The 24,846-nt window shown below is 72.4% G+C and carries 14 protein-coding genes; 10 read left to right on the top strand and 4 right to left on the bottom strand.

Annotated elements, in window-relative coordinates; translation table 11 throughout:
* Positions 1–14 precede the first annotated feature (14 nt).
* Positions 15–1,232 carry a cytochrome P450 gene (locus tag BZB76_RS31835; protein ID WP_121438133.1) on the bottom strand — a complete coding sequence of 406 codons (1,218 nt, stop codon included), beginning with the start codon at positions 1,230–1,232 and terminating at the stop codon, positions 15–17.
* Positions 1,233–1,533: 301 nt separating this feature from the next.
* Here BZB76_RS31835 and BZB76_RS31830 point away from each other — a divergent pair, with 301 nt between their 5' ends.
* From BZB76_RS31830 to BZB76_RS31820, 3 genes are all read left to right on the top strand, one after another.
* Positions 1,534–2,697 carry a nucleotide disphospho-sugar-binding domain-containing protein gene (locus tag BZB76_RS31830; protein ID WP_147449622.1) on the top strand — a complete coding sequence of 388 codons (1,164 nt, stop codon included), beginning with the start codon at positions 1,534–1,536 and terminating at the stop codon, positions 2,695–2,697.
* A gap of 97 nt (positions 2,698–2,794) precedes the next feature.
* The gene (locus tag BZB76_RS31825) at positions 2,795–3,787 is read left to right on the top strand and encodes a ketoacyl-ACP synthase III family protein (RefSeq protein ID WP_246007340.1); all 993 of its coding nucleotides are present in this window, start codon (positions 2,795–2,797) and stop codon (positions 3,785–3,787) included.
* The gene (locus tag BZB76_RS31820) at positions 3,784–4,938 is read left to right on the top strand and encodes a DegT/DnrJ/EryC1/StrS family aminotransferase (RefSeq protein WP_121438355.1); all 1,155 of its coding nucleotides are present in this window, start codon (positions 3,784–3,786) and stop codon (positions 4,936–4,938) included. The genes BZB76_RS31825 and BZB76_RS31820 overlap by 4 nt, the downstream gene beginning before the upstream one ends.
* Positions 4,939–5,097: 159 nt before the next feature.
* Here BZB76_RS31820 and BZB76_RS31815 read toward each other — a convergent pair whose 3' ends face one another.
* The gene (locus tag BZB76_RS31815; RefSeq protein WP_121438130.1) at positions 5,098–5,658 is read right to left on the bottom strand and encodes an allene oxide cyclase barrel-like domain-containing protein; all 561 of its coding nucleotides are present in this window, start codon (positions 5,656–5,658) and stop codon (positions 5,098–5,100) included.
* A gap of 251 nt (positions 5,659–5,909) precedes the next feature.
* Between BZB76_RS31815 and BZB76_RS31805 the strand changes: the two genes are divergently transcribed.
* From BZB76_RS31805 to BZB76_RS31775, 7 genes are read left to right on the top strand one after another with little or no spacing between them, the layout of a single operon-like run.
* Positions 5,910–6,953 carry a ketoacyl-ACP synthase III family protein gene (locus BZB76_RS31805; protein ID WP_121438128.1) on the top strand — a complete coding sequence of 348 codons (1,044 nt, stop codon included), beginning with the start codon at positions 5,910–5,912 and terminating at the stop codon, positions 6,951–6,953.
* A gap of 53 nt (positions 6,954–7,006) precedes the next feature.
* Entirely contained in the window at positions 7,007–12,364 is a 5,358-nt protein-coding gene (locus tag BZB76_RS31800) for a type I polyketide synthase (RefSeq protein WP_121438127.1), read from the top strand.
* Entirely contained in the window at positions 12,361–13,722 is a 1,362-nt protein-coding gene (locus BZB76_RS31795; protein WP_121438126.1) for an NAD(P)/FAD-dependent oxidoreductase, read from the top strand. The genes BZB76_RS31800 and BZB76_RS31795 overlap by 4 nt, the downstream gene beginning before the upstream one ends.
* Positions 13,723–13,745: 23 nt before the next feature.
* Entirely contained in the window at positions 13,746–14,015 is a 270-nt protein-coding gene (locus tag BZB76_RS31790) for an acyl carrier protein (protein ID WP_121438125.1), read from the top strand.
* Positions 14,016–14,055: 40 nt separating this feature from the next.
* A complete protein-coding gene (ccrA, locus tag BZB76_RS31785) occupies positions 14,056–15,390 on the top strand; it encodes a crotonyl-CoA carboxylase/reductase (RefSeq protein WP_121438124.1) in 1,335 nt (444 codons plus the stop codon).
* 25 nt (positions 15,391–15,415) lie between these two features.
* The gene (locus BZB76_RS31780) at positions 15,416–16,510 is read left to right on the top strand and encodes a 3-oxoacyl-ACP synthase III family protein (RefSeq protein WP_246007339.1); all 1,095 of its coding nucleotides are present in this window, start codon (positions 15,416–15,418) and stop codon (positions 16,508–16,510) included.
* A complete protein-coding gene (locus BZB76_RS31775) occupies positions 16,507–18,261 on the top strand; it encodes a 3-hydroxyacyl-CoA dehydrogenase family protein (protein WP_211343297.1) in 1,755 nt (584 codons plus the stop codon). Before BZB76_RS31780 ends, BZB76_RS31775 begins: the two co-directional genes overlap by 4 nt.
* A 7-nt stretch (positions 18,262–18,268) precedes the next feature.
* Here the strand turns inward: BZB76_RS31775 and BZB76_RS31770 are convergent, their stop codons facing one another.
* Together BZB76_RS31770 and BZB76_RS31765 are read right to left on the bottom strand one after the other, a co-directional pair.
* The gene (locus tag BZB76_RS31770) at positions 18,269–19,339 is read right to left on the bottom strand and encodes a glucose-1-phosphate thymidylyltransferase (protein WP_337959800.1); all 1,071 of its coding nucleotides are present in this window, start codon (positions 19,337–19,339) and stop codon (positions 18,269–18,271) included.
* Entirely contained in the window at positions 19,336–24,843 is a 5,508-nt protein-coding gene (locus BZB76_RS31765) for a type I polyketide synthase (protein WP_121438121.1), read from the bottom strand. Before BZB76_RS31765 ends, BZB76_RS31770 begins: the two co-directional genes overlap by 4 nt.
* Positions 24,844–24,846 lie beyond the last annotated feature (3 nt).

Raw genomic sequence — 24,846 nt, 5'->3', positions numbered from 1 at the left:
CATCGGCCGAAAGATCACCAACTGACCGGAAGGCGGTGCACACCGTAGGTGTTCATGTCCTCCCGCATCGGAATCCCGTCCGGCTCGGCGTCCAGGCGCAGGCCCGGGAACCGGTTGAGCAGCGCCAGGTAGCCGACCCGCATCTCGATGCGCGCCAGGGGCTGCCCGAGGCACTGGTGGACGCCGTGCCCGAACGCCAGGTGCCCGGTCGCCGGGGAGGCGAGGTCGAGGGCGTCGGGATCGGTGAACCGCGCCGGGTCACGGTTGGCGGCCGGCAGCGACACCGCGACCACCTCGCCCTCCTTGATCAGGTGGCCGTCCAGCTCGACGTCCTCCAGCGCGGCCCGGGTCGTGCCGTACTGGACGACGGTCAGGTAGCGCAGCAGTTCCTCCACCGCGCTCTCGGCCAGTGCGGGATCCGCGCGCAGCCGCTCCATCTGGGCGGGATGGCGGAGCAGGGCGTAGGTGCCGAGGGCCAGCATGTTCGTCGTCGTCTCGTGGCCCGCGCCGAGCAGCAGCATGCCGACGCCGGTGATCTCGTCGTCGGTCAGCTCGCCGCTGTTGACCAGGGCGCTGAGCAGGTCGTCGGTCGGCTCGGCGCGCTTGCGTCCGGCGAGTTCACGCAGGTACATCGCCGCCGTGATCATGGCCTCCCGCACCTGCTCGGGCGTGGAGCCGAGGCTGACCACGGTGGCGGCGGTCCGCTGGATGATCTCCTGGTCCGCGAGGGGCACACCGAGCAGCTCGCAGATCACCAGCAGCGGGATCGGCTGCGCGAACGCGGGAACCAGGTCGGTCGGCGGGCCGGCCTTCTCCATCGCGTCCAGGTGGTCGGCGACGATGGTCTCGATCCGCGGTTCGAGCGCCTTCATCCGGCGCGCGGTGAACTCGCGGGTGAGCAGCCGGCGGAACCGGGTGTGGTCCGGCGGGTCCATCGCGATGAACGTTCCGGGCGGCGCGGGCCTGCCCATGATCGCCTGTGCTCCCGCGCGCTGTACGGGTGAACGCTTGAGCTCCATCCGCGCGCTGAAACGGGAATCGGACAGGATCGTCCTGGCCAGGGCATGGCCCGTCACCAGCCAGCCGATATGGCCGTCGGGGTAGGCCAGCCGGCGCAGCGGGGACTCCTCCCGGTAGCGCCCCAGCTCGGGCGGCGGGTCGAACGGGTCGCTCCGCTCGATCGGCAGTTCGACCGGCGCCGCCGTCTCGGTGGAGGGCGAGCTGTCTGCCATGTGCCGTTCCTTTCTGGCTGAATTCCCGGCGTCCGGAGATCGTTTCGTTCGGTCGGCATTCCTGGTAATCGTCCGATGATGCGGCGCCGCTCTAAAGCGTCGGCAAATCGCCGGATTTAGCCCGGGACTGTCCATGCTTTAGCGGCACGGGATGCACTGCGGTTCCAGACTTGGGTCATCCTCCGGCCTCGACCGCTTTCGACGAGAGCGCCGACCGGGTCGGGCGCCGGCCGATCGAGGGGACGTGCACATCGTGAAGGTTCTTTTTCTGCCGTGGGCCATTCCCCCGCACTATTACCCGATGGTCCCGTTGATCTGGGCCAGCCGGCTGGCCGGGCACGAGGTGCGGGTGGCGGGGCAGAAATCGGTCGCCGGGGCGATCGCGGCGTCGGGGATGGCGGCCATCACCGTCGGCGAGGCCTACGACCCGATCAAGGTGTGGGACGAGCGCGCCCCGATCGCCGCCGCCCACTTCCAGCGTAAGGAGGGCGGCGCGGAGCCGACCCCGGAGGAGCGCGCGCGGCTCGCGGACCGGATCGACGAGCTGATGGGCGAGCCCTACATCCGCAGCGCCGAGGCCATGGCGGAGGATCTCGTCCCGTTCGCGCGGGCGTGGCGGCCCGACCTGGTCGTGTCGGATCCGCTGGTCCTGGCCGCGCCGGTCGTCGCGCAGGCGGTGGGCGTGCCGCTCGTCCATCACATGGACGGCACGCTCGTCACCCCGGAGTTCGGGTTCCCCGGACGCCGTCTGTACCAGGGGCCGTGGGCGGGCGACCTGGCCAAGGTCTACGCGCGGTACGGCCTGGAGATGGGCGGCGGCGAGGCGGTCCGCAACATCGATCCCTGCCCCGACGTCCTCCAGATCGACGGGATCCCGAACCGGGTCCCGATCCGGTACGTGCCGTACAACGGCTCGGCCGTCGCCCCGGACTGGCTGCGCGAGCCCACGACCCGCCCGCGGGTGTGCGTGACGCGCGGCATCACCACGTCCCAGGCCCTCGGCACCGTCGGTGATCTGGTGCCGCAGATCATTGCGAACCTGGCCGACCTGGACGTCGAGGTCGTCGTCACGGTCAAGAAGGCCGACGCGGGCCTGGTGACGGAGGAGCCGGGCAAGGTGCGGGTGGCCGAAGAGCTGCCGCTCAACGTGCTGCTGCCCGGTTGCGACGCGATCATCCACCAGGGCGGCACCGGCACGATGCTCACCGCCGCCCGGTACGGCGTTCCGCAGATCACCATCACGAAGATCCCCGGCCAGGTGGCCAACGGCGCCGCCCTCGCCGGCACCGGCGCGGGCCTGAACCTGCACCTCGACTCGGTGGAGCAGGCCGACATCAGGTCGGCCGCGGCGCAGGCGCTGTCGGACGGGCCGCTGCGGGAGTCCGCACGGCGGCTGGCCGACCAGGTGCTGGCCCAGCCGAGCCCGCCCGCCGAGGTGGTCGCCGTCCTGGAGGGGCTGGCCTGACCGCCGCAAGCACCGAACCGTCCATCGAAAGAGAGGCTCAGCGTTGGGAACGCCGAAGATTTTCCTCAAGGGGCTGGGAGTCCACATTCCCGCGAGGGTGAGCGTGGAGTCGGCCGTCGAGCAGGGACTCTGCTCCCCGGAGGAGGCCGCGGCGCACGGCATGACCTCCGCCGCGGTCGCCGGTGACGTCCCGGCGCCGGAGATGGCCCTGAGCGCGGCCCAGGAGGCCTTCAAACGGTCGGGGCACAGCCCGACGGACCTCGATCTGCTGCTCTACACCTACACCTGGCCGCAGGGACCGCAGGACTGGCTGCCGTGCTCGCTGCTCCAGGAGGACCTCGTCGGCGGCGAGGTCGAGGCAATGGAGGTCCGGCAGGGGTGCAGCGGCCTGTTCGCCTCGCTCAGCCTGGCCGCCGCGTACCTCACCGCCGACCCGGAGCGGAAGGCGGCCCTGCTGGTCGGCGCCGACAACTACGGCACGCCGCTCATCGACCGCTGGCGCGGGGGCCCGTTCGTCCTGGGCGACGCGGCCGCCGCGTTGCTGGTGACCAAGGAGCCGGGCTTCGCCGAGGTGCTGTCCGTCCGCTCCACGACCGTTCCCGAGGGCAAGGACCACCTCGCGCAGGGGATCTTCCCGCCGCCGATGACGGTCGGCAGGCCCCTGGAGACCAACGCCCGGCGGCAGAAGCTCGTCTCGCCGGAGCAGCAGGCCCAGATGGCGGCGCGGATCCTGGAGATGCAGGCCGCGGTGAAGCGGCTGGTGGACGGCACCCTGGAGGAGGCGGGCATCGCCGCGTCCGATGTCGCGCACCTGGCCGTGGTGAACTCGGCCGGCCATATCGTCAAGGCCCACGGCATGGCGATCATGGGGGTGGACAACTTCACCCCGTCCCTCGAGTACGGCCGCACCATCGGCCACTGCGGGACGACGGACCAGGTCCTCTCGCTGGAGCACCTGCTGAACTCCGGGGAACTCGGGCCCGGCGACCACTTCTGCATGCTCGGCGTCGGTCCCGGCATGGTCCTCTCCTGCGCCGTCATCAAGATCGTCGAAACGCCGCAGTGGGTGGCGTCCGGAGCGACGTCATGATCAATGTCTTCCAGCCGTGTCTCGGCGACGAGGAGCTTGAGGCCGTCCGCGAGACGTTCGCCGACAGTTGGGTCGGGCACGGGCCCCGGACCGTGGCGTTCGAGGAGCAGTTCGCCGCCCATCTGGGCGTGCCCGCGGAGCATGTCGTCTTCCTCAACTCGGCCACCTCCGGGCTGTTCCTCACGATGGAACTGCTGGAGGTCGGCCCCGGCGACGACGTGGTGCTCCCGTCCGTGAACTTCATCGCCGGGGCCAACGCGGTCATGGCGGCGGGCGGCCGTCCGGTCTTCTGCGACGTCGAGCCGCGGACGCTGAACCCCACCGTCGCGGACGTGGAGCGGGCGCTGACGCCGCGGACGAAGGCGGTGATGGTGCTGCACTACGGGGGCCGGCCCGGCGACATCGTCGGTATCGCCGCCCTCTGCCGGGAGCGGGGCATTCCGCTGATCGAGGACGCGGCGCTCTCGCTGGCGTCGGAGGTGGACGGCGCCAAGTGCGGCACCTTCGGCGACATCGCGGTGTGGAGCTTCGACTCCCGGAAGATCATCACCACCGGTGACGGCGGCATGATCTACGTCCGGGACCCGGATCTCGCGCGCCGCTCGTACCGGCTGGCCTATCACGGCCTTGAGGACCGCAGCGCGTTCATCACCGCGGGCCGGGGCAAGCCCCGCTGGTGGACGCCGGACGTCCAGGACTTCGGGCGACGGCTCATCGGCAACGACATGACCGCCGCGATCGGGATCGCGCAGCTACGGCGGCTGCCCGGGTTCATCGAACGGCGCAGGGAGATCGCCGCGGACTACGACCGGCTGCTGGCCGGGGCCGACGGTGTCAGCCTTCCGCCGCCGCTGCCCGACGGGCACACCACGTCGCACTACTTCTACTGGGTCCAGCTCGACGCGGCGATCCGCGACCAGGTCGCGGCGGAACTGCTCGCCCGCGGCATCTACACCGCCTACCGCTATTTCCCGCTGCACCGGGTGCCGCTGTACCGGGCCGGCGGGCACCTGCCCGGCACCGACGAGGCCGCCGGGAGGACGCTCCTGTTGCCCCTGCACCCGGCCCTGGACGACGCCGACGTGCGGACCGTCGCCGACGAACTTCTGAAGGTCGTCGGCGACCTCTCCCCGACGCCCGCGACCGCCTGAGACCGGCACCGTGTCGGCGCTCGCGTCGGCGCCCGTGTCGGCGCTCGCGTCGGCGCCCGTGTCGGTGCTCGCAGCGAAGAACCGGCCCCGGTTCGGAATCCGCTTCCGAACCGGGGCCGGTCCCTGTGCGCTCTCCGCGCGAGCGCGGGTCCGCGGCGTTCAGCCGCAGAGCACCATCTTGAGGTGGATCTTCACGTCTCCGCCTCCGGAGCCCGGCGGGGTGCCGGGAGGCGGCGGCGGGATGAACCACTTGCGGTATCCGACCTTGCCGCGGAACCTGCCGGTCAGTCCGTAGGCCCGGTACCGGACGGTCTTGTTCTGCCAGACCTTCGTCCGGTCGACCCAGCCCTCGGCCCGCACGATTCCGCCCGGCAACTTGACGGCCTCGGCGTACTTGGTCATCAGATGGCCGTCGGAGTTCTTGTAGACGGCCGTGACGACGCCGATGGCGTTGCCGATGGTCTTGCCGCTCGCGTCGTAGATGTTGTCGTAGTACGACCCCGAGTCGCCGACCTGCATCTCCAGGGAACCGCTGCCCAGCGACTCGAACCGGATGGTCTGCTCCCGGAGGTTGTCGAGGACCTCGCACCGGCGTTCGCCGGGCGAGCCCGTGCGATCGGCCGACGCGGGGACCGACTGCACCGCCCCCACCACGACGACCGCGGCGGTCACCGCGGTCAGCCGGGCGTATCTTCGCGGTCGCGGCGAGGAAAGCCCCATTACGTCTCCTTTACTGCTCGCCCTGTACGCGCGCCGAACATTTGCGCACGAGTCCGATCGCCAATCGCATCAACGACGGCTGAAGCACGAACAAATCGCAACTAAAGCCGTCCTCGAACGAGCCGGAGATCCACGGAAACGCTTCCGCCCTTTTCAGCGTTATGACCGGGGCCATCTTGAGCGAGCTTAGCCAGCCTTCAGAAGTGCCGGACATAGTTTGTCCGGCAGCCAATTCAGGAGGGTGGTGGGCTGTGCGCCCGGCCGACGTTTTCATCAAGGCGATCGGGGTCTTCCTGCCCCCGACGGTCGACATCGAACAGGCCGTCGCGCAGGGGCTGTATCCCGCCGAGGACGTCGAGCTGCACGAACTCGGCGGCGTGGCGGTGGCCGGAGACGTCCCCGCGCCGGAGATGGCGCTGCGGGCCGCCCAGTCGGCGTTCAAACGCTGCGGACGGCGTCCCGAGGACACCGGCCTGCTGCTCTACGCCGACTCCTGGCACCAGGGACCGGACGGCTGGCAGCCGCAGTACTACCTGCAACGGCATCTGCTCGGCGGGGACGTCCTCGCGGTGGAGACCCGGCACGGCTGCAACGGCATGTTCAGCGCGCTGGACCTCGCCGCCGGCTACCTGCGCGGCGATCCCCGGAGGCGACCGGCCCTGGTCGTCGCCGCCGACAACTTCGGCACCCCGATGATCGACCGGTGGCGCATGGGCCCCGGCTACATCGCCGGGGACGCGGCCAGCGCCGTCCTGCTCGACGCGGACGACGGCTTCGCCAGGTTGCGGTCGGTGGTGAACCGGGCGGTGCCGGAGGCCGAGGAGGTCCACCGCAGCGGCGAGCCGCTGTTTCCGCCCGGCCCCACCTCTGGGCGGCCGCTGGACTTCGCCGGCCGCGCCGCCGACTTCAACCGGCGCGCCATGGCGGACGGTTCCGGCACGGCGGTGTGGGTGACCGTGCACCGCACGCTGCTGAGCACGGTGGACCGGGCGCTCGAAGAGGCCGGGATCGAGCTCGGCGACATCACCCGCGTCGCGTTCATGAACTACTCCCGCGAGATCGTCGAGCAGCGATGCATGGGCGCGCTCGGCCTGCCCATGTCGATGTCCACCTGGGACTTCGGGCGGACCGTCGGTCATCTGGCCGCCAGCGACCAGATCGTCTCCCTCGACCATCTGCTCGACACCGGGCGGCTCGGCCCCGGCGACCACGCCCTGCTGGTCGGCGTCGGACCCGGCATCACCATCTCCGCCGCGGTCGTGGAGATCCTCACCCCTCCCCCGTGGCGTGACTGACCCGACGAACGCCGAAGCGACATCCATCATCCGGCACAAAGGACAGAGCACCGATGGTCGATGAAAACCAGGACGGGCGGCAGCCCGCGGCGGCCCCCGAACCCGTGGCGGTGATCGGGCTGGGCTGCCGACTGCCCGGCGGGGCGGACTCGCCCGACGGGCTGTGGACACTTCTGACCGCCGGCGGCACCGCCACCGGGACCGTGCCGGAGGAGCGGTGGCGCGGCTACGGCGATCTCGGCGCCGACCACGCGGCGGCCGTCCGCGGCGCCACCCGGTGGGGTTCGTTCCTGCCGGACGTGGAGGGGTTCGACGCCGAGTTCTTCGGCCTGTCCCCGCGCGAGGCCGAGCTCATGGACCCGCAGCAGCGGATCCTGCTGGAGGTCGCGTGGGAGGCGCTGGAGCACGCCGGGATCCTGCCGCGCGACCTGGCCGGCGACGATGTCGGCGTGTTCGTCGGCATCGGGTCCGACGACTACGGCCGGCGGATGCTGGAGGACCTGCCCCGCATCGACGCCTGGACGGGGATCGGCGCCGCCATGTGCGCGGCGTCCAACCGGATCTCGCACGCGCTCGACCTGCGGGGCCCGAGCATGTCGGTGGACACCGCGTGCTCGTCGTCCCTGGTGGCGACCCATCTCGCCTGCCAGAGCCTGCGGCTCGGCGAGAGCACGCTCGCGCTCGCCGCCGGGGTCAACCTGATCGTCTCACCGGGACTGACGCTCACCCTCGACGCCGCGGGCGCGATGGCGCCGGACGGTCGTTCCAAGTCGTTCGACGCGTCCGCCGACGGATACGGGCGCGGGGAGGGCTGCGGCGTCCTGGTGCTCAAGCGTCTCGCGGACGCCCGCCGCGACGGCGACCGCGTCCTCGCCCTCATCCGCGGCAGCGCGATCAACCAGGACGGTCGCACCAACGGGATCATGGCGCCGAGCGGCCCGGCCCAGCGGCATCTGCTGGAGCGCGCGTGCCGCCAGGCGGGCGTCGACCCGGCGTCGGTCGACTATGTCGAGGCGCACGGGACCGGGACCCGGCTGGGCGACCCGCTGGAGGTGTCGGCGCTGGGCGCGGTGTTCGGCGCGAACCGACCCGCCGACGAGCCGTGCCTGATCGGGTCGGTGAAATCCAACATCGGCCATCTGGAGGCCGGTGCCGGTGCGGCCGGGCTGGTCAAGACGGTGCTCGCCCTGCGGCACCGGGAGATCCCGCCGAGCGTCAACTTCACCAGCGGAAATCCCGCGATCGACTGGGCCGGGTCGGGGCTGCGCGTCGTCACCGAACGCACCGCCTGGCCGGACCGCGAGGGGCCGCGCCGGGCCGGTGTGTCCGGCTTCGGGTACGGCGGCACGATCGCCCACGTCCTGCTGGAAGAGGCGCCCGAACAGGTCGGGGACGAGCCCGCACAGGTCGGGGACGGGGACGCGGCGGCCGAGGCGAACGGCCCTCTGCTGTTCCCGCTGTCGGCCGGGTCGGAGACCGCGCTGCGTGAGCAGGCCGGCAGGCTCGCCGACTGGCTGGAAGGACCCGGCGGCGAGGTGCCGCTCACCTCCGTGGGGCACACCCTCGCGCGGCGCAGAAGCCATCTGGCGCACCGCGCGGCCGTGACGGCGACGGACCGGGCCGAGCTGGCGAAGGCGCTGCGCGGCGTCGCCGCCGACGACCCGCCCGCCACGGCGGTCACCGGTTCGGCGCCGGGGGAACGCGACGGCGGTCTGGTGTGGGTCTTCTCCGGGCACGGCTCCCACTGGGCGGGGATGGGACGCGAGCTGCTCGCGACCGAGCCGACGTTCGCGGCGGTGATCGACGACCTGGAGCCGGTGTTCCTGGAGGAGATCGGCTTCTCGCCGCGCCAGGTGCTGGACGAGGGCGATCTCGGTCCGGTCGACCGCGCCCAGACCATGATCTTCGCGATGCAGCTCGGGCTGGCCGAGCTGTGGCGCTCGTACGGGGTCGTCCCGGACGCGGTCATCGGCCACTCCGTCGGGGAGATCGCCGCGGCGGTGGTCACCGGTGCGCTGACCCGCCGGGACGGCGCGCGGCTCATCTGTCGGCGCTCGAAACTGCTGCGGCGCGTGGCCGGGCAGGGCGCGATGGTGATGGCGGCGCTCCCGTTCGACGAGGTGCGGGACCGGCTGGCGGGCCGGGACGGGCTCGTCGCCGCGATCTCGTCCTCCCCCGCCTCGACGGTCGTCGCGGGTGACCGCGCCGGGGTCGAGGCGCTGCTGGAGGAGTGGCGGGACGAGGGCGTGGTGATGCGCCGCGTCACCTCCGACGTCGCCTTCCACAGCCCGCAGATGGATCCGCTGCTCGCCGAGCTGACGGCCGCCGCCGCGGATCTGGAGCCCGTCCGGCCGCGAATCCGCATGTACTCGACCGCGCTGGAGGACCCGGACGGCATCACGGTGCCGGACGGCTCCTACTGGGCGACGAACCTGCGCAACCCGGTCCGGCTGACGGCCGCCGTCGAGGCCGCGGCGCGGGACGGGCACCGCGCCTTCCTGGAGATCTCCGCGCATCCCGTGGTCGCGCACTCCGTCAACGAGACCCTCGCCGAGCTGGGCCACGCGGACGCGTTCGTCGGCTCGTCCCTGCGCCGGAACCTGCCGGAGCGGGCCACGCTGCTGCTCAACGCGGGCGCGGCGCACTGCCACGGCATCGCGCTGGACTGGTCGGTCCAGCATCCCGGCGGCGACCTGGCCGACCTCCCCACCGTCGCGTGGCGGCATCGCCCGTACTGGTACGAGACGTCGATGACCGGGCGGGGCGCCGGGCTGGGCCACGACGCCGACGCCCACGCGCTGCTCGGCCCGCCGGTGCCGGTGGCCGGACGGTCGCTGCGGCTGTGGCGCACCCTGCTGGACGAGGAGTCGCGCCCCTACCCGGGCAGCCACTCGATCAACGGCGTGGAGATCGTGCCCGCCGCGGTGCTGATCAACAGTCTGATGTCGGCCGCCGCGGAGGACGAGGACGGCGCGGCCCTGCCGGTGCTCGCCGACGTGGACCTCCAGTTGCCGCTGACCGTCACCGGGCGCCGCGAGGTGCAGGTCGTCCGCGAGGACTCGGCGGTGCGGATCGCGTCCCGGACGCTCGACGACACCGAGCACGGCGGCGACGGCACATGGCTGACCCACACGACATGTTCGGCGCACGAAGACAAGCGACCCGAGACGGACCTGGGCGTCCTGCCCACGACGCCCCCGGGCGAACCGGTGGACACGGACGCGGTCACCGCGCATCTCGCCGCGGTCGGCGTGCCGTCGATGGCCTTCTCCTGGACGGTCGAGGAACTGTGGCGCGGCAACGGCGCGCTGCGGGCACGGATCAGCGCCGACCAGCCGGAGAACGCGCCGCCGACCTGGGCACCGGTCCTGGACGCCGCGCTGTCGGCGGCCCCGTTCGCCTTTCCGGGCGACGCGGTCCTGCGGATGGTCGCGCACGTCGCCGAGGTGACGCTGACCGGCCCTCCACCGGACGCCGCGCTGGTCGAGATCATCACCGACGACATGGGCGACGGCGCCATCGACACCGCCGAGGTGCTCATCGCCGACCTGGACGGCAGGGTCGTGGCACGCCTCACCGGCCTCGGCTATGCGGTGATGGACCGCGATCGGGTGTCGGCGGCGGGTCCGCGTTCGCTCGTGCACGAGATGGTCTGGCGACCGATCGACCTGCCCGCCGTCCCGGAGGGCGACGAGCGCCCCCTCGCCGTCATCGTCGCCGCGGACGCCGGGGCGGCCGAGTCGCTGCGCGCCGGGCTCACGGCCGTGGGCGTGGACGTGGAGATCGTCGACCGGCCGGAGGCACTGGCCGACCGGGCGACTCCGGACGCCGTGCTGGTCCCGGCGCCGCCGCCGTCGGGTGGGCCGGTCGCCGAGGACGCGCTGCGGGCCGCCTGGCTTCTCACCGAGGTCGCCCAGACCCTCGCGGGTCTCGACGCGAGCCGTCCGCCCAGGCTTTGGAGCCTCACCACCGGCGCGGCCGAGAGTCGGGACGAGTCCGGCCTGGCGCACTCCCCGCTCTGGGGCCTCGGCCGGATCATCGCCGGTGAACGTCCCGAACTCTGGGGCGGCACGATCGACCTCGCCCCCACCGACGACCCCATTGACCCGCACGACACGGCGGCTCTGGCGGCGTTGCTGCCGACCGGCCCCCGTGAAGAAGTGATCAAGGTGCGGGAGGGGGCGGTGTCGGTCGCCCGGCTGGCCCGCCCGGAAGGGGCCCCGGACGGAAACCGGCTGGAATGCCGGGCCGACGGGACGTATCTCATCACCGGCGGGCTGGGCGTGCTCGGTCTGGAGGTGGCGCGCAAGCTCGCCGAACGCGGCGCCCGGCGGCTGGTGCTCGCCGGCCGCCGACCGTTCCCGCACCGGGCGTCCTGGGACGCTCTCACCGACGCCGGCACCCGGCGGCAGGTCGAGGCGATCCGGGCGCTGGAGTCCGCCGGGGTCACGGTGCGCGTCGTGTCGCTCGACATCGCCGACGCCGAACAGGCCGCCGAGGCGCTGAACCCGGACGCGCTGGGCCTTCCCCCGATCCGGGGCGTGGTGCACGCGGCCGGCGTCCTCGACGACCGGCTGCTCCCGAACGTGGACGAGGAGTCGCTGCGCCGGGTGATGCGCCCGAAGGTCGAGGGGGCGTGGGTCCTGCACACCCTGTTCCCGCCGGGCTCGCTGGACTTCCTCGTCCTGTTCTCGTCCTGCGGGCAGCTGCTCGGCCTCCCCGGGCAGGCCGCCTACGGATCGGCGAACGCCTTCCTGGACGCGCTGGCCGCGCACCGCAACGCCACCGGGCACCGCAACGCCACCGGGCACGGCGACACCCTCAGCCTCGGCTGGACGTCCTGGCGCGGCAAGGGCATGGCCGTGAACGAGGTCGTCGACCTGGAGTTGGCCGCCCGTGGCGTCGGCGACATCTCGGCCGAGGAGGCCTTCGGCGCCTGGGACCTCGCGCTCGGGCACGGCCCCGGGTACTACGTCGTGCTGCGAACCCTGCCGCTCGGCCCCGGCGCGGAACCGCCCGCGGTGCTGGCGGAGGTGCCCGCAGAGGAGCCGGCCGCCGCGCCGTCCCCGGCCGCCGACCCCGGCCGGTTCGCCGAACTCTCGCCCGAGCGGCTCCAGGAGCTGCTGATGGAGGAGGTCGGCGGCCAGATCGCCACCGAGATGCGGCTGTCGGCCGCCGATCTCGACCCGCGCCGGTCGCTGACCGAGCAGGGGCTGGACTCGGTGATGACCCTCGTCATCCGGCGCCGGCTGGAGAAGCGGTTCGGGCAGAGCCTGCCGTCCACGCTGCTCTGGCACCAGCCGACCGTCTCCGCCATCGCCGAGCACCTGGCGGGGCTGCTGGCCGACGCCGCCCCACCGTCCACGACCACCGCCGATGGCACCCGCGAACCCGAGAGGACGAAGGCATGAACGAAGACACGACAAGGGACTTCGACGTCGCGATCATCGGAGGCGGTCCGGCCGGCTCCACCGTCGCGTCCTACCTCGCCGAGGCGGGGCTGCGCGTCGCGGTGTTCGAGAGCGAGCTGTTCCCCCGGCCGCATGTCGGCGAGTCGCTGGTCCCCGCGACCACCCCCGTGCTCGCGGAGATCGGCGTCCTCGACGAGATCGAGGCGGCCGGGTTCCCCCGCAAGTACGGCGCGGCCTGGACGTCGGCGGAGTCCCGCGACGTCCCGCACAACGGTTTTACCGGGCTGGACCACGACTTCCGCGCCGCGGAGATCATGTTCGTCGAGCGCGACCAGTCGGGCGTCGACCGCGACTACACCTTCCACGTCGACCGTGGGAAGTTCGACCTGATCCTGCTCAAGCACGCCGAGAAGAAGGGCGCCAACGTGTTCCCCGGCGTGCGGGTGCTCAAGGTGGATTTCGACAATCCGGACGCGGTCGTCCTGACCGGCCGGATGGGTTCCCGCGAGGTCGACTTCACAGCGGGGATGGTGGTGGACGCCTCCGGGCGGCACACGGTCCTCGGCCGGCAGCTCAAGCTGAAGGTCTCCGACCCGGTGTTCAACCAGTACGCGGTGCACACCTGGTTCGAGGGGCTGGACCGCTCGGCGCTGGCGGTGAGCCCGGAGAAGACGGACTACATCTACGTCCACTTCCTGCCCATCGAGAACAGCTGGATGTGGCAGATCCCCATCACCGACACCATCACCAGCGTGGGCGTGGTGACCCAGAAGGAACGCTTCTCCGCCGCGGCGGCGGGACGCGAGGAGTTCTTCTGGGACATCGTCTCCAAGCGCCCGGACCTCGCCGAGGCCCTCGGGGACGCCGAGCGCGTCCGTCCGTTCAAGGCCGAGGGCGACTACAGCTACGCGCTGCGGCAGGTCACCGGCGACCGGTTCGTCATGATCGGTGATGCCGCGCGGTTCGTCGACCCGATCTTCTCCAGCGGGGTGAGCGTCGCCGTGAACAGCGCGCGGCTCGCGGCGAAGGACATCATCGCCGCGCACCAGAACGGCGGCGACTTCTCGCGGGAGAGCTTCGCGGCGTTCGAGCACAAGCTCCGCAACGCGGTGAAGAACTGGTACGAGTTCATCTCGCTCTACTACCGGCTGAACATCCTGTTCACCGCGTTCGTCCAGGACCCCCGGTACCGCGTCGACGTGATCAAGATGCTGCAGGGCGACTTCTACGACGGCGAGGAGCCGGCCGCGCTGGTCGCGATGAAGAAGCTCGTCACGACGGTCGAGAACGACCCGGACCATCTGTGGCACCCCTACCTCGGCACCCTGCGCGCCCCCACCGCGGCGCCCACCTTCTGACCCCGTCCCGCGAAGGAAGCGCCATGACACAGGAAGAGATCACCGGCAGGCTCGTCGCCTTCATCCAGGAGAACCTGCTGGCCGACGAGCAGGACATCACGATCGCCGCGGACACCCCGCTGCTGGAGCTGGGCATCCTCAACTCGCTCAGGACGGCGATCCTGCTCAACTACATCCGCGACGAGCTGCGCGCCCACTTCCCGCCCGAAATGATCACCGCGCGCAACTTCGGGACGCCGGACGGCATCGCCGCCATCGTGCACGGCACCATCGCCCTCACCCCCGGCAGCTGACCCGGCAGACCGCAGACACGCCGAGCCACTGGAGGTCACGGTGCAGAAGATTCTCGACGCGATCCTCGCCGACGAACTCAATGTCGTCGGCGCCCTGGAGGTCCCCGAGTCCTACCGGGCGGCCACGGTCCGCGCCGAAGACGTGGAGATGTTCGCCGGGCTGCCGGTCCGGAAGAAGGACCCGCGACGGTCGATGCGCGTGGCGGAGGTGCCGACGCCGGAGCTCGGCCCCGGGGAGGCGCTGGTCGCCGTGATGGCGAGCGCCGTCAACTACAACACCGTCTGGAGTTCGATCTTCGAGCCGCTGCCGACCTTCCCGTTCCTGCGCCGGTACGGGAAGACGTCGGCGCTGGCGGCCCGGCACGACCTGCCGTACCACGTCCTCGGGTCGGACCTCGCGGGCGTCGTGCTGCGCACCGGCCCCGGCGTGCAGTCCTGGCGGCCCGGGGACGAGGTCGTCGCGCACTGCCTGTCGGTCGAGCTGGAGCATCCGGACGGGCACGACGACACGATGCTCGACCCCCAGCAGCGCATCTGGGGGTACGAGACCAACTTCGGCGGGCTGGCCGAACTCGCGCTGGTGAAGGCGAACCAGCTGATGCCGAAGCCGGACCATCTGACCTGGGAGGAGGCCGCCGCCTCCGGTCTGGTGAACTCCACCGCGTACCGGCAGCTCGTGTCCCGCAACGGCGCGGGGATGCGGCAGGGCGACACGGTCCTCATCTGGGGCGCGTCCGGCGGTCTCGGCTCCTACGCGACCCAGCTGGCGCTGAACGGCGGCGCGACGCCGGTGTGCGTGGTGTCCAGCGAGGAGAAGGCCGACATCTGCCGCAGGATGGGCGCCGAGCTGATCATCGATCGGAACGCCGAGGACTACCGGTTCTGGTCGGACGAGCACACCCAGGACCCGCGCGAGTGGCGCCGTTTCGGGGCCCGGATCCGCGAACTCACCGGCGGGGACGATCCGGACATCGTCGTCGAGCACCCGGGCCGGGAGACCTTCGGCGCCAGCCTCTACGTGACCCGGCGCGGTGGCACCGTGGTGACCTGCGCGTCCACGTCGGGGTTCGAGCACACCTTCGACAACCGCTACCTGTGGATGCACCTGAAGCGGATCGTCGGCACGCACTTCGCCAACTACCGGGAGGCGTGGGCGGCGAACCGGCTGATCGCCAAGGGTCGGATCCATCCGACGCTGTCGCGGACCTACCCGCTGGCGGAGATCGGGCAGGCCACCTACGACGTGCACGCCAACGCCCACCGCGGGAAGGTGGGCGTGCTCTGCCTCGCGCCGACGGAGGGCCTCGGCGTCCGGGACCCGGAAATGCGCGCGCGGCACCTCCCGGCCATCGACCGGTTCCGCACCGCGCCGTGACCCGGGGAAGGAGCGGGATCCTGCCGTGAGCGAACCGTGGGCCGGGTCGTCCGGTGGTGGAGTGCCCGGTGGTGGAGTGCCCGGTGTCGGCGTGGTGGGCGTCGGCGGGTATCTGCCGGCCGAGGTGGTGCCGAACGGCGTGGTGGCCGAGCGGGCGGGCGTCACCGAGGAGTGGATCGTCCGCAAGACCGGCATCCACGCCCGCCGGTACGCCGCCCCCGACGAGGCCACCTCGGACATGGCGGCGGAGGCGGCGACGGCCGCGCTCGCCGACGCCGGGATCACCCCGGACCGGCTGGGGTGGATCGTGCTGGCGACCTCGACCCCGGACCACCCGCAGCCGCCGACCGCCGGTCTGGTGCAGGCCCGGATCGGGGCGGAGCGGGCCGCCGCCTTCGACGTCAACGCGGTGTGCGCCGGGTTCGTGTTCGCGCTGGTGACCGCGGCCCGGCTGCTGTCGGGCGGGTCCGCGGGCCGGCCTGCCGAGGGGGCCGACCACGCGCTGGTCATCGGCGCCGACCTCTATTCGCGCATCATCGACCGGAGCGAGCGCCGCACGGCGGTGCTGTTCGGGGACGGCGCGGGCGCGGTCGTCCTCGGCCCGGTGCGGCCCGGTTACGGGCTGACCGGCGCCGAGCTGTCGACTCGCGGTGAGCGGCACGACCTCATCCGGGTCCCGGCCGGGGGAAGCAGGCTGCCCGCATCGGAGAAGACCCTGGCCGACGGGTTGCACCATTTCGCGATGGAGGGCCGCGGCGTCCGCGAGTTCGTCACGGCGGAGCTGCCCCGTACCGTCCGGCGTCTCCTCACCGGGCACGGCGTCGACCCGGCGCTCGTCGACCACTTCGTTCCGCACCAGGCCAACGGGGTGATGCTGGACGAGGTGTTCCCGCTGCTCGGACTGCCCCGGGCGCGGACGCATCTCACGGTCGCCGAGCACGGCAACACCAGCGCGGCCTCCATCCCCCTCGCCCTCGACGACGCCGTCCGCAGGGGCGTCTTCGACGACGGCGACCTTCTGCTGCTGGCCGGATTCGGGGGCGGCATGTCGATGGGCGGAGCGCTGGTCCGCTGGGGCGGACTCGTGGAGACCAACGGCGAAAGGAACCAGGGGACATGACCGATGTGGAGATGACGGGGCCGGACGCGACGGTCGCGGTCCTCGGGCTCGGCACCACCGGTTCGGCGATCGCCGCGGCACTGGCCCGCGCCGGTCGTCGTGTCGTTGCCGTGGAAGCGGACGACACGGCGCTGGCGCGCGGACGCGCCCGGGTGGAAGAACTCACCGGGCCGGACGGCGGCGACATCGCGTTCACCACCGCGACGGGCCGGATCGCCGACGCGGAGCTGGTGATCGAGGCGGTGCCGGAGAGCGCCGCCCTCAAGATCGAGGTCCTGCGCGCGGCGAACACCGTGTGCCCGCCCGCGACGGTGTTCGTCACCACCACGACGGCGCTGCCGGTCGCCGAGATCGCCGCCGGGTCGGGACGGATGGCCCGCACCACCGGCCTGCACCTGGCCGATCCGGCGTCGGGGACCGTGGCGGAGGTCGTCACGACCCCGGTGACCGACGCGGACGCCCAGGACGGCACGCTGGCCTTGGCGCGGGCGCTCGGCAGGACCCCGGTGCGGGTCGGCGACCGGGCGGGGTTCATCGGCGGCGCGCTGACGATGGGCTATCTCAACGGGGCCGCCACGATGTTCGAGCGGCGCCACGGCACCCGCGACGACATCGACGCGGCGATGATGCTCGGCTGCGGTCTGCCGCTCGGTCCGCTGGCGCAGCTCGACCGGATGGGCCTTGACGTGGCGCACGACACGCTGCGGATCCTGTACGAACGCACCGGGGACCGGCGGTACGCGCCGTCGCCGGTGCTCGCGCACATGGCGGCGGCGGGCCTGCTGGGACGCAAGTCCGGCCGCGGCTTCTACGACTATGGCGAAGCGGGTGAAGGGGCGGGCGGCGATACGGGGACCGCGGCGACGGAACCCGCCGGCGAGGAGGGGGCGGCGCGGCCCGTCCGGCGCGTCGGGGTGGTCGGCTCCGGGACCATGGCGGCCGGGATCGCCGAGGTCTGCGCCCGCGCGGGGCTGCCGACCGTGCTGGTCGCGCGCACCGACGTCCGGGCGAAGGAGGCCCTGGCGGCGGTGGAGCGCTCGCTCGAACGGCGGGTGCGCCGAGGCAAGGTGTCGGCGGAGGACGTGGCGGCGACGATGGCACGACTGTCCGGCGCCTCCCGGTTCGACGCGCTCACCGACCGCGATCTGGTGATCGAGGCGGTCGTGGAGGACCTGAAGGTCAAGCGTGAGACGTTCCGGTCGCTGGACGAGGTGTGCCGACCGGGGACGGTCCTCGCGACGACGACGTCCAGCCTGCCGGTCATCGAATGCGCCACGGCCACGAGCCGCCCGCACGACGTGGTCGGAATGCACTTCTTCAACCCGGCGCCGGCGATGAAGCTGGTGGAACTCGTCCGCACCGCGCTGACCGGGGAACAAGCGCTCGCGACGGCCCGCGCGCTGTGCGCCGCGCTGGGCAAGCGCCCGGTCGACTGCGCGGACCGCACCGGGTTCATCGCCAACGCGCTGCTGTTCCCCTACCTCAACCACGCGGTCACGATGCTCCAGGACGGTCATGCCACCGCCGACGACATCGACGCGGTCATGACGCAGGGCCTCGGTCTTCCGATGGGCCCGCTGCAACTCCTGGACGTGGTCGGGCTGGACGTCTCCCTCGCCATCCAGCGCGAGCTGCACGCGGCGCACCGGGAGCCCGCGCTCACCCCGGCCCGGCTCCTGGAGGAACTGGTGCTGGCCGGATACACGGGCCGCAAGGCCGGACGGGGATTCCGCGCCCACGAACCGCGGTGACCCACGCTCAGGTGGGGACCTCGATCTGGCCGTGGTCGCCGATCATCAGCCGGTGGGCGGTCGCGACGCGCCGCCCCCGGCTGGCCTTCCCGCCCTTGCCGATGATGGAGCCGTGCACGGTGTGCAGCCCGTCGACGGACGCGTCCTCCAGGAGGATCGAGTACAGGACGCTGGCGTCGCGGAGCCGGCACCCGGCGCCGATCGAGGCGAACGGTCCCACCCTGCTGCCCTCGACGGTGGCGCCCGCACCGATGATCAGGGGACCGGCGAGGACCGAACCCGTCACCCGTGCCCCCTCCTCGATCAGTACCGGGCCGTAGATCCGGGTGGTGTCGTCGACCGTCCCGTGCACGCCGGGCGTGATGTTCTCCAGCAGTACCTCGTTGCACTCCAGCAGGTCCGCGGGGGTTCCGGTGTCCTTCCAGTAGCCGGCGACCGCGCGGGCGCGTACATTCCGTCCTGCCGCGACCAACCACTGGATCGCGTCGGTGATCTCCAGCTCGCCGCGGCGGCTCGGCGTGATGGCCCGCACCGCCTCGTGGATCCGCGAGGTGAAGAAGTAGGCGCCGGTCACCGCCAGGTCGCTGGACGGGACGGCGGGCTTCTCCTCCAGCGCGAGCACCCGCCCGTCGGCGTCCATGTCGACCACGCCGTAGGCGGTGGGGTCGGCGACCTTCGACACCACGAGTTGGGCGTCGGGGCGGTGCGTCCGGAAGTCGTCCAGCGGCGCGGCCAGCCCGGCGGAGAAGACGTTGTCGCCGAGGAACATGACGAAGTCGTCGTCGCCCAGGAACTCACGGGCGATCATGACGCAGTGCGCCAGCCCGCGCGGCTCGTTCTGCGGCAGAAAGGTGACCTTCATGTCGAAGAGCCCGCCGTCGCCGACGGCGGCGCGGATGGCGTCACCCGAGTCGCCGATGATGATCCCCGTCTCGGTGACCCCGATGGCGCGGAGCGCGTCGAGGGCATGGAACAGCACCGGCCTGTTCGCGACCGGGACGAGCTGTTTCGGCATGCTGTAGCTGAACGGACGCAACCGCGAACCGGTGCCTCCCGCCAGGACGAGCGCCTTCATCATGGTCCTCTCAGGTCGGGGATTCCGAGTTCGTTGTCGATGAACTCGAAGATCTCGTCGTCTCCGGCCGACTCGATCCTCGCGGTCACCGTCGCGCCGTTCGCGGCGTCGTCCGTTTTCAGGTCGTCCAGCTTCAGCAGGACCTTTCTGAGCCGGTCCGCGAGCCTCGCGCGTGCGTCCGGTGTGATCGTGTCGAGGGCCGACTCGATGCCCTCGATCTCGGCGAGTCCCGGCGTGTGCTCGCCCGCGCCGGCGGCGAGTTCGCCGTGCAGGAAGTCCGCGAGGCGGCCGAGGTCGGGGTGGTCGAAGGCCAGGGTGGAGGGCAGCCGCAGCCCGGTCGCCGCGGCGAGCCGGTTGCGCAGCTCGACGGCGGTGAGCGAGTCGAAGCCCATCTCCAGGAAGCCGCGTTCCGCGTCCACCCGGGCCGGTGAGTCGTGGCCCAGGACCGCGGCGATCTGATCGCGGACGAGGCGGAACACGGCGTCCCGCCGCTCCGGTTCCGGCAGGCCCGCGAGCTGCTCGGCGAGCGCTGCGGCACCCGCCGCATCGGCGGTGTCCCGGCCGCGGCTCGGCGCGGGCAACAGCCCGCGGAGCACCGGCGTCAGCATTCCCGTTTCGGCCTGGGGCCGGAGCCGCTGGAGGTTCAGCTTGGCGAGGACGGCCAGCGGCCGGTCGAGGGCGAGGGCCGCGTCGAAGAGCGCGAGCCCCGCTTCGGAGGTGAGCGGAAGGATGCCGGTGCGGGCGAGGCGGGTCCGGTCCGATCGGTCGAGCCGGTCGGTCATGCCGCTGCTCTCGGCCCACAGCCCCCAGGCCAGCGAGATGCCGGGCCGTCCGGCCGCCCGCCGGTGTGCGGCGAGTGCGTCGAGGTAGGTGTTGGCTGCGGCGTAGTTGGCCTGGCCTGGGCTGCCGAGGATGCCTGCGGCGGAGGAGAACAGCACGAACGCCGACAGGTTCGCGTCCTTGGTGAGGTGGTGCAGGTTCCAGGCGGCGTCTGCCTTCGGCCTGAGCACGATGTCGAGTTGCTCGGGAGTGAGGCTGGTGATGGTGGCGTCGTCCAGGACTCCGGCGGTGTGGACGACGGCGGTGAGCGGATGCTCGGCCGGGATGGTGTCGAGCAGCTTGGCGAGTGCGTCCTGGTCGGCGGCGTCGCAGGCGGTGATGGTGACATGCGCGCCGAGGTCTTCGAGTTGGCGTTGCAGGTCGGTGGCGCCTGGGGCGTCGAGCCCCCGGCGGCTGACGAGCAGCAGGTGCCGGGCGCCGTGGGTGGTGACGAGGTGGCGGACGACGAGGGCGCCGAGGGTGCCGGTGCCACCGGTGATCAGGACGGTGCCGTCCGGGTCGAACGGCGGCGGTGCGGCGTCGTCCGGAAGGGGCGCGCGGACGAGCCGGGGCGCGAGCACGACACCGTCCCGCACGGCCACCTGGCTCTCTTCACCGGACAGCGCGGAGGCCGGTGGCTCCGCGTCGTCCCGGTCGATGTCCACCAGGACGAACCGGCCGGGATGCTCCGACTGCGCGGCCCGTAGCAGACCCCAGATCGAGGCGGCGCCAAGGTCTGTGACATCGCCGTCCGCGCCCGTGGCGACGGCGCCGCGTGTCAGCACCACGAGCCGGGACGCCGTCCAGCGGTCATCGGTGAGCCACTGCTGCACCAGCTTCAGCGCTCGATGGGCGGCCGAGTGCCCGGACGGGTCGTCGTCCGCGTACGTTCCGATGAGCGAGGTGACCACGACGTCGGGTGCCGGGTCGCCGCTCTCGACGGCCTCGACGGCTTCGCCCGGCGAGGCGACGGTTCCGGTGAACGGGTCCGCGGGAGCGGTAACCGGGAGCCAGTCGAGCGAGAAGACCGGGCTGTGACCACCCGCCGCCCGCGCGAGCCGACCGGCGTTGACCGGTCGGACGACCAGTGACTCGACCGAGGCGACCGGGCGACCCGAGTCGTCGGCGAGTTCCATCGACAGGCCGTCCGCTGCCGTGGTGGTCAGGCGCACGCGGAGTGCCGAGGAATCCGGGGAGTGGATCGACACCCCACGCCAGGTGAAGGGCAGCGGGACGGTCGGTTCACCGTCACCGCCGTCGGGCCGCTGGTCGGGGTGGAGGAACGCGGCGTGCAGGGCGGCGTCCATGAGCGCGGGGTGGAGGCCGTACCCTTCGGCGGCGGCCGTCTCGGGGAGGGCGACCTCGGCGAGGATCTCCTCGCCGTGCCGCCAGGCGGCGCGCAACCCCTGGAAGGCGGGGCCGTAGCCGAGGCCGATGTCCGCCAGGCGTGCGTAGAGGTCGCCGACGTCGATCGGCTCCGCCCCTGCGGGCGGCCAGGCCTCCGCCGCGCCCGTGGCGGGAGCGGGCCGGGCTTGCGCGCCGCTGGTCAGGGCGCCGGTGGCGTGCTGGGCCCAAGGCGCCTCGGCGTCGGCGGGACGGGAGCGGATGACCACGGACCGGCTTCCGGTCTCGCCGGTCGCTCCGGTGACGACCTGGAACTCCACCGCGCCCCGCTCCGGGAGCACGAGCGGCGCCTCCACGGTCAGCTCGTCGATGTCGCCGCCACCGGTGGCCTCGGCGGCCCGCGACGCCAGCTCGACCAGGGCGGTGCCGGGCAGCAGGACGGTGTCGAAGACACCGTGGTCGGCCAGCCAGGGATGGTCGTCGAGCGACAGCCGCCCGGTGAACAGGTGCCCACCGCCCGGAAGGTCGGTGGCGGCGCCGAGCATCGGATGCCCGACCGGTCGGAGACCGGCCGCCGGGGCGCCGTCGGCGGCGGCGCCCGCGTCGAGCCAGTACCGGCGGCGCTGGAACGCGTAGGTGGGAAGGTCGACGTGCGCGCCCGTGTCGGCGAAGATCTCGTCCCACTGCACGGGCAGGCCGTGGACGTGCGCCCGGGCGAGCGAGGTGAGCAGCCGGTCCCTGCCTCCCTCGCCGCGCCGGAGCGTCTCGATGACCGTCGCGCCGCCGCGCTCGTCGGCCGTCTCCTGGATCGGCACGGTCAGGACGGGATGCGGGCTGGCCTCGACGAAGAAACGGTGACCGTCGTCGAGCAGGGCCCGGGTGGCGTCTTCGAGGAGGACGGTCTGGCGAAGGTTGCGGTACCAGTAGCCGGCGTCCAACTCCGAGGTGTCGATCACTCCCCCGGTCACGGTGGAGTAGAAGGGGATGTCGCCGGGTTTGGGGGTGATGTCGGCGAGCGCGTCGAGCAGGCGGTCGCGGATCCGCTCGATGTGGGGGGAATGGGAGGCGTAGTCGACGGGGATCGTCCGGGCCCGGACGTCGTCCGCCCGGAGTTCCGCCACCAGTTCGTCGACCGCGCCGGGATCGCCGGAGACGACGCAGGAGGCGAGCCCGTTGACGGCGGCGACGGCGAGCCGGTCGCCCCAGCGTTCGAGGGTCGCCCGGACGTCGGCGCCGGGGAGGGCGACGGAGGCCATGGCCCCCGTGCCGGAGAGCGTGGTGATGGCCTGGCTGCGCAGCACCACGGCGCGGGCGGCGTCCCGTAGGGACAGCGCCCCGGCGACGTGCGCGGCGGCGATCTCTCCCTGGGAGTGGCCGACGACGGCGTCGGGTTCGATCCCGTACGAACGCCAGGTCGCGGCGAGCGAGACCATGACGGCGAACAGGGCGGGTTGGACGACATCGACCCGGTCGAGGCTCGGGGCGTCCGCCGCCCCGCGAAGGACGTCGGCGAGCGACCAGCCGGTGAGGGCGTCGAGTTCGGCGGCGCACGACTCCAACCGCCGGGCGAAGACCGGGGAGGCGTCCAGCAGTTCGGCGGCCATGCCCGTCCATTGGGAACCCTGGCCGGGGAAGACGAACACCGTTCTGCCCCGTGTCCCGGCGACCGTGCCGTGGACGAGGTTCGCGGCGGGTCGGCCGGCGGCCAGTGCGTCCAGCCCGGCGAGGAGGTCGTCCCGGTCCCGGCCGAGCAGCACGGCGCGGTGATCGTGGCCGGTCCGGGTGGCGACCAGGGAGCGGCCCACGACGGCCGGGTGCCACGTGGGACGCTCATCGGCCCGCGCGCGCAGTCGCCCGGCCTGGTCCCGGAGCGCTTCCTCGCTCTTGGCCGAGATGATCCAGGGGACGGTTGCGGGGTCGGGCGGCGTGTCGTGGTGGGTTGGTGTGTCGGTGGGGGGTGCCGCTTCGAGGATGACGTGGGCGTTGGTGCCGCTGATCCCGAAGGACGACACGGCCGCGCGGCGCGGATGCGGGTTCTCCGGCCAGGGAGTCGAGGTGGTCAGCAGTTCGACGGTGCCGTCCGACCAGTCGACGTGAGGTGTGGGCTCGTCGACGTGCAGGGTCGCCGGGAGACGGCCGTGGCGCATGGCCTCGATCATTTTGATCACTCCGGCGACACCTGCGGCGGCCTGGGTGTGCCCGATGTTGGACTTGACCGAACCCAGCCACAGCGGCCGGCCATCGGGACGGTCTCGCCCATACGTGGCCAGCAACGCCTGAGCTTCGATGGGGTCGCCGAGGCTGGTTCCGGTGCCGTGCGCCTCCACCACGTCGACGTCCCGCAGACGGACACCGGCGTTGGCGCAGGCCGCCTTGATGACGCGCTGCTGGGCGCTTCCGCTGGGTGCGGTGAGCCCGTTGCTGGCGCCGTCCTGGTTGATCGCGGAGCCTCGGATCACTCCCAGCACCTGATGGCCGTTGGCGACGGCGTCCGACAGCCGCTCCAGCAGTAGGAGACCGACGCCTTCGCCCCAGCCGGTGCCGTCCGCCGACGCGGCGAACGACTTGCACCGGCCGTCCGGAGCCAGCCCACGCTGCCGGCTGAACTCGATGAAGCTGATGGGAGTCGCCATGACGGTGACGCCTCCGGCCAGGGCGAGGGAGCACTCCTCGTTGCGCAGGGACTGCGCGGCCAGGTGCAGCGCCACCAGCGACGACGAGCACGCGGTGTCGACGGTGACCGCCGGGCCCTCGAAACCGAACGTGTAGGCGACCCGGCCGGACGCGATGCTGCCGGCGCTTCCGGGGCCGACGAGCCCTTCGACGCTGCGCGGGATCCGGTCGGCGAGACGGTTCCCGTAGTCGCCGTACATGATCCCGGTGAATACCCCGACGGGGGTGCCGCTCACGTCGTCCGGCGGGATGCCCGCGTGCTCGAACGTCTCCACGGCGGTTTCGAGCAGCAGGCGCTGCTGCGGGTCCAGGGAGACCGCCTCCCGGGGGCTGATGCCGAAGTAGTCGGCGTCGAAGCGGTCCGCGTCGTGGAGAAAGGCGCCTTCGCGCGCGTAGCTCGTCCCGCTGTGGTCGGGGTCCGGGTCGTAGAGCCGGTCGAGCCTCCAACCGCGGTTATCGGGGAAGCCGCCGACGGCGTCGACGCCGCCGTCCACCAGGCGCCACAGGTCGTCCGGTCCGGTGACGCCGCCGGGGTAGCGGCAGCCGATCCCGATGACGGCGATCGGCTCGCGGGAGGCGTTGAGCAGCCGTTCGTTCTGCTGCCGGAGCCTCCGGTTCTCCTGGACGGACGCGCGCAGCGCCTTGACGATCCTCTCGGGAGACTCGGTCATCTT

The sequence above is a fragment of the Actinomadura pelletieri DSM 43383 genome, assembly GCF_003634705.1.
Lineage (GTDB): Bacteria > Actinomycetota > Actinomycetes > Streptosporangiales > Streptosporangiaceae > Spirillospora > Spirillospora pelletieri.
The sequence above is the reverse complement of the archived record's forward strand: the minus strand, read 5'-3'. Positions and strand labels throughout refer to the sequence as shown.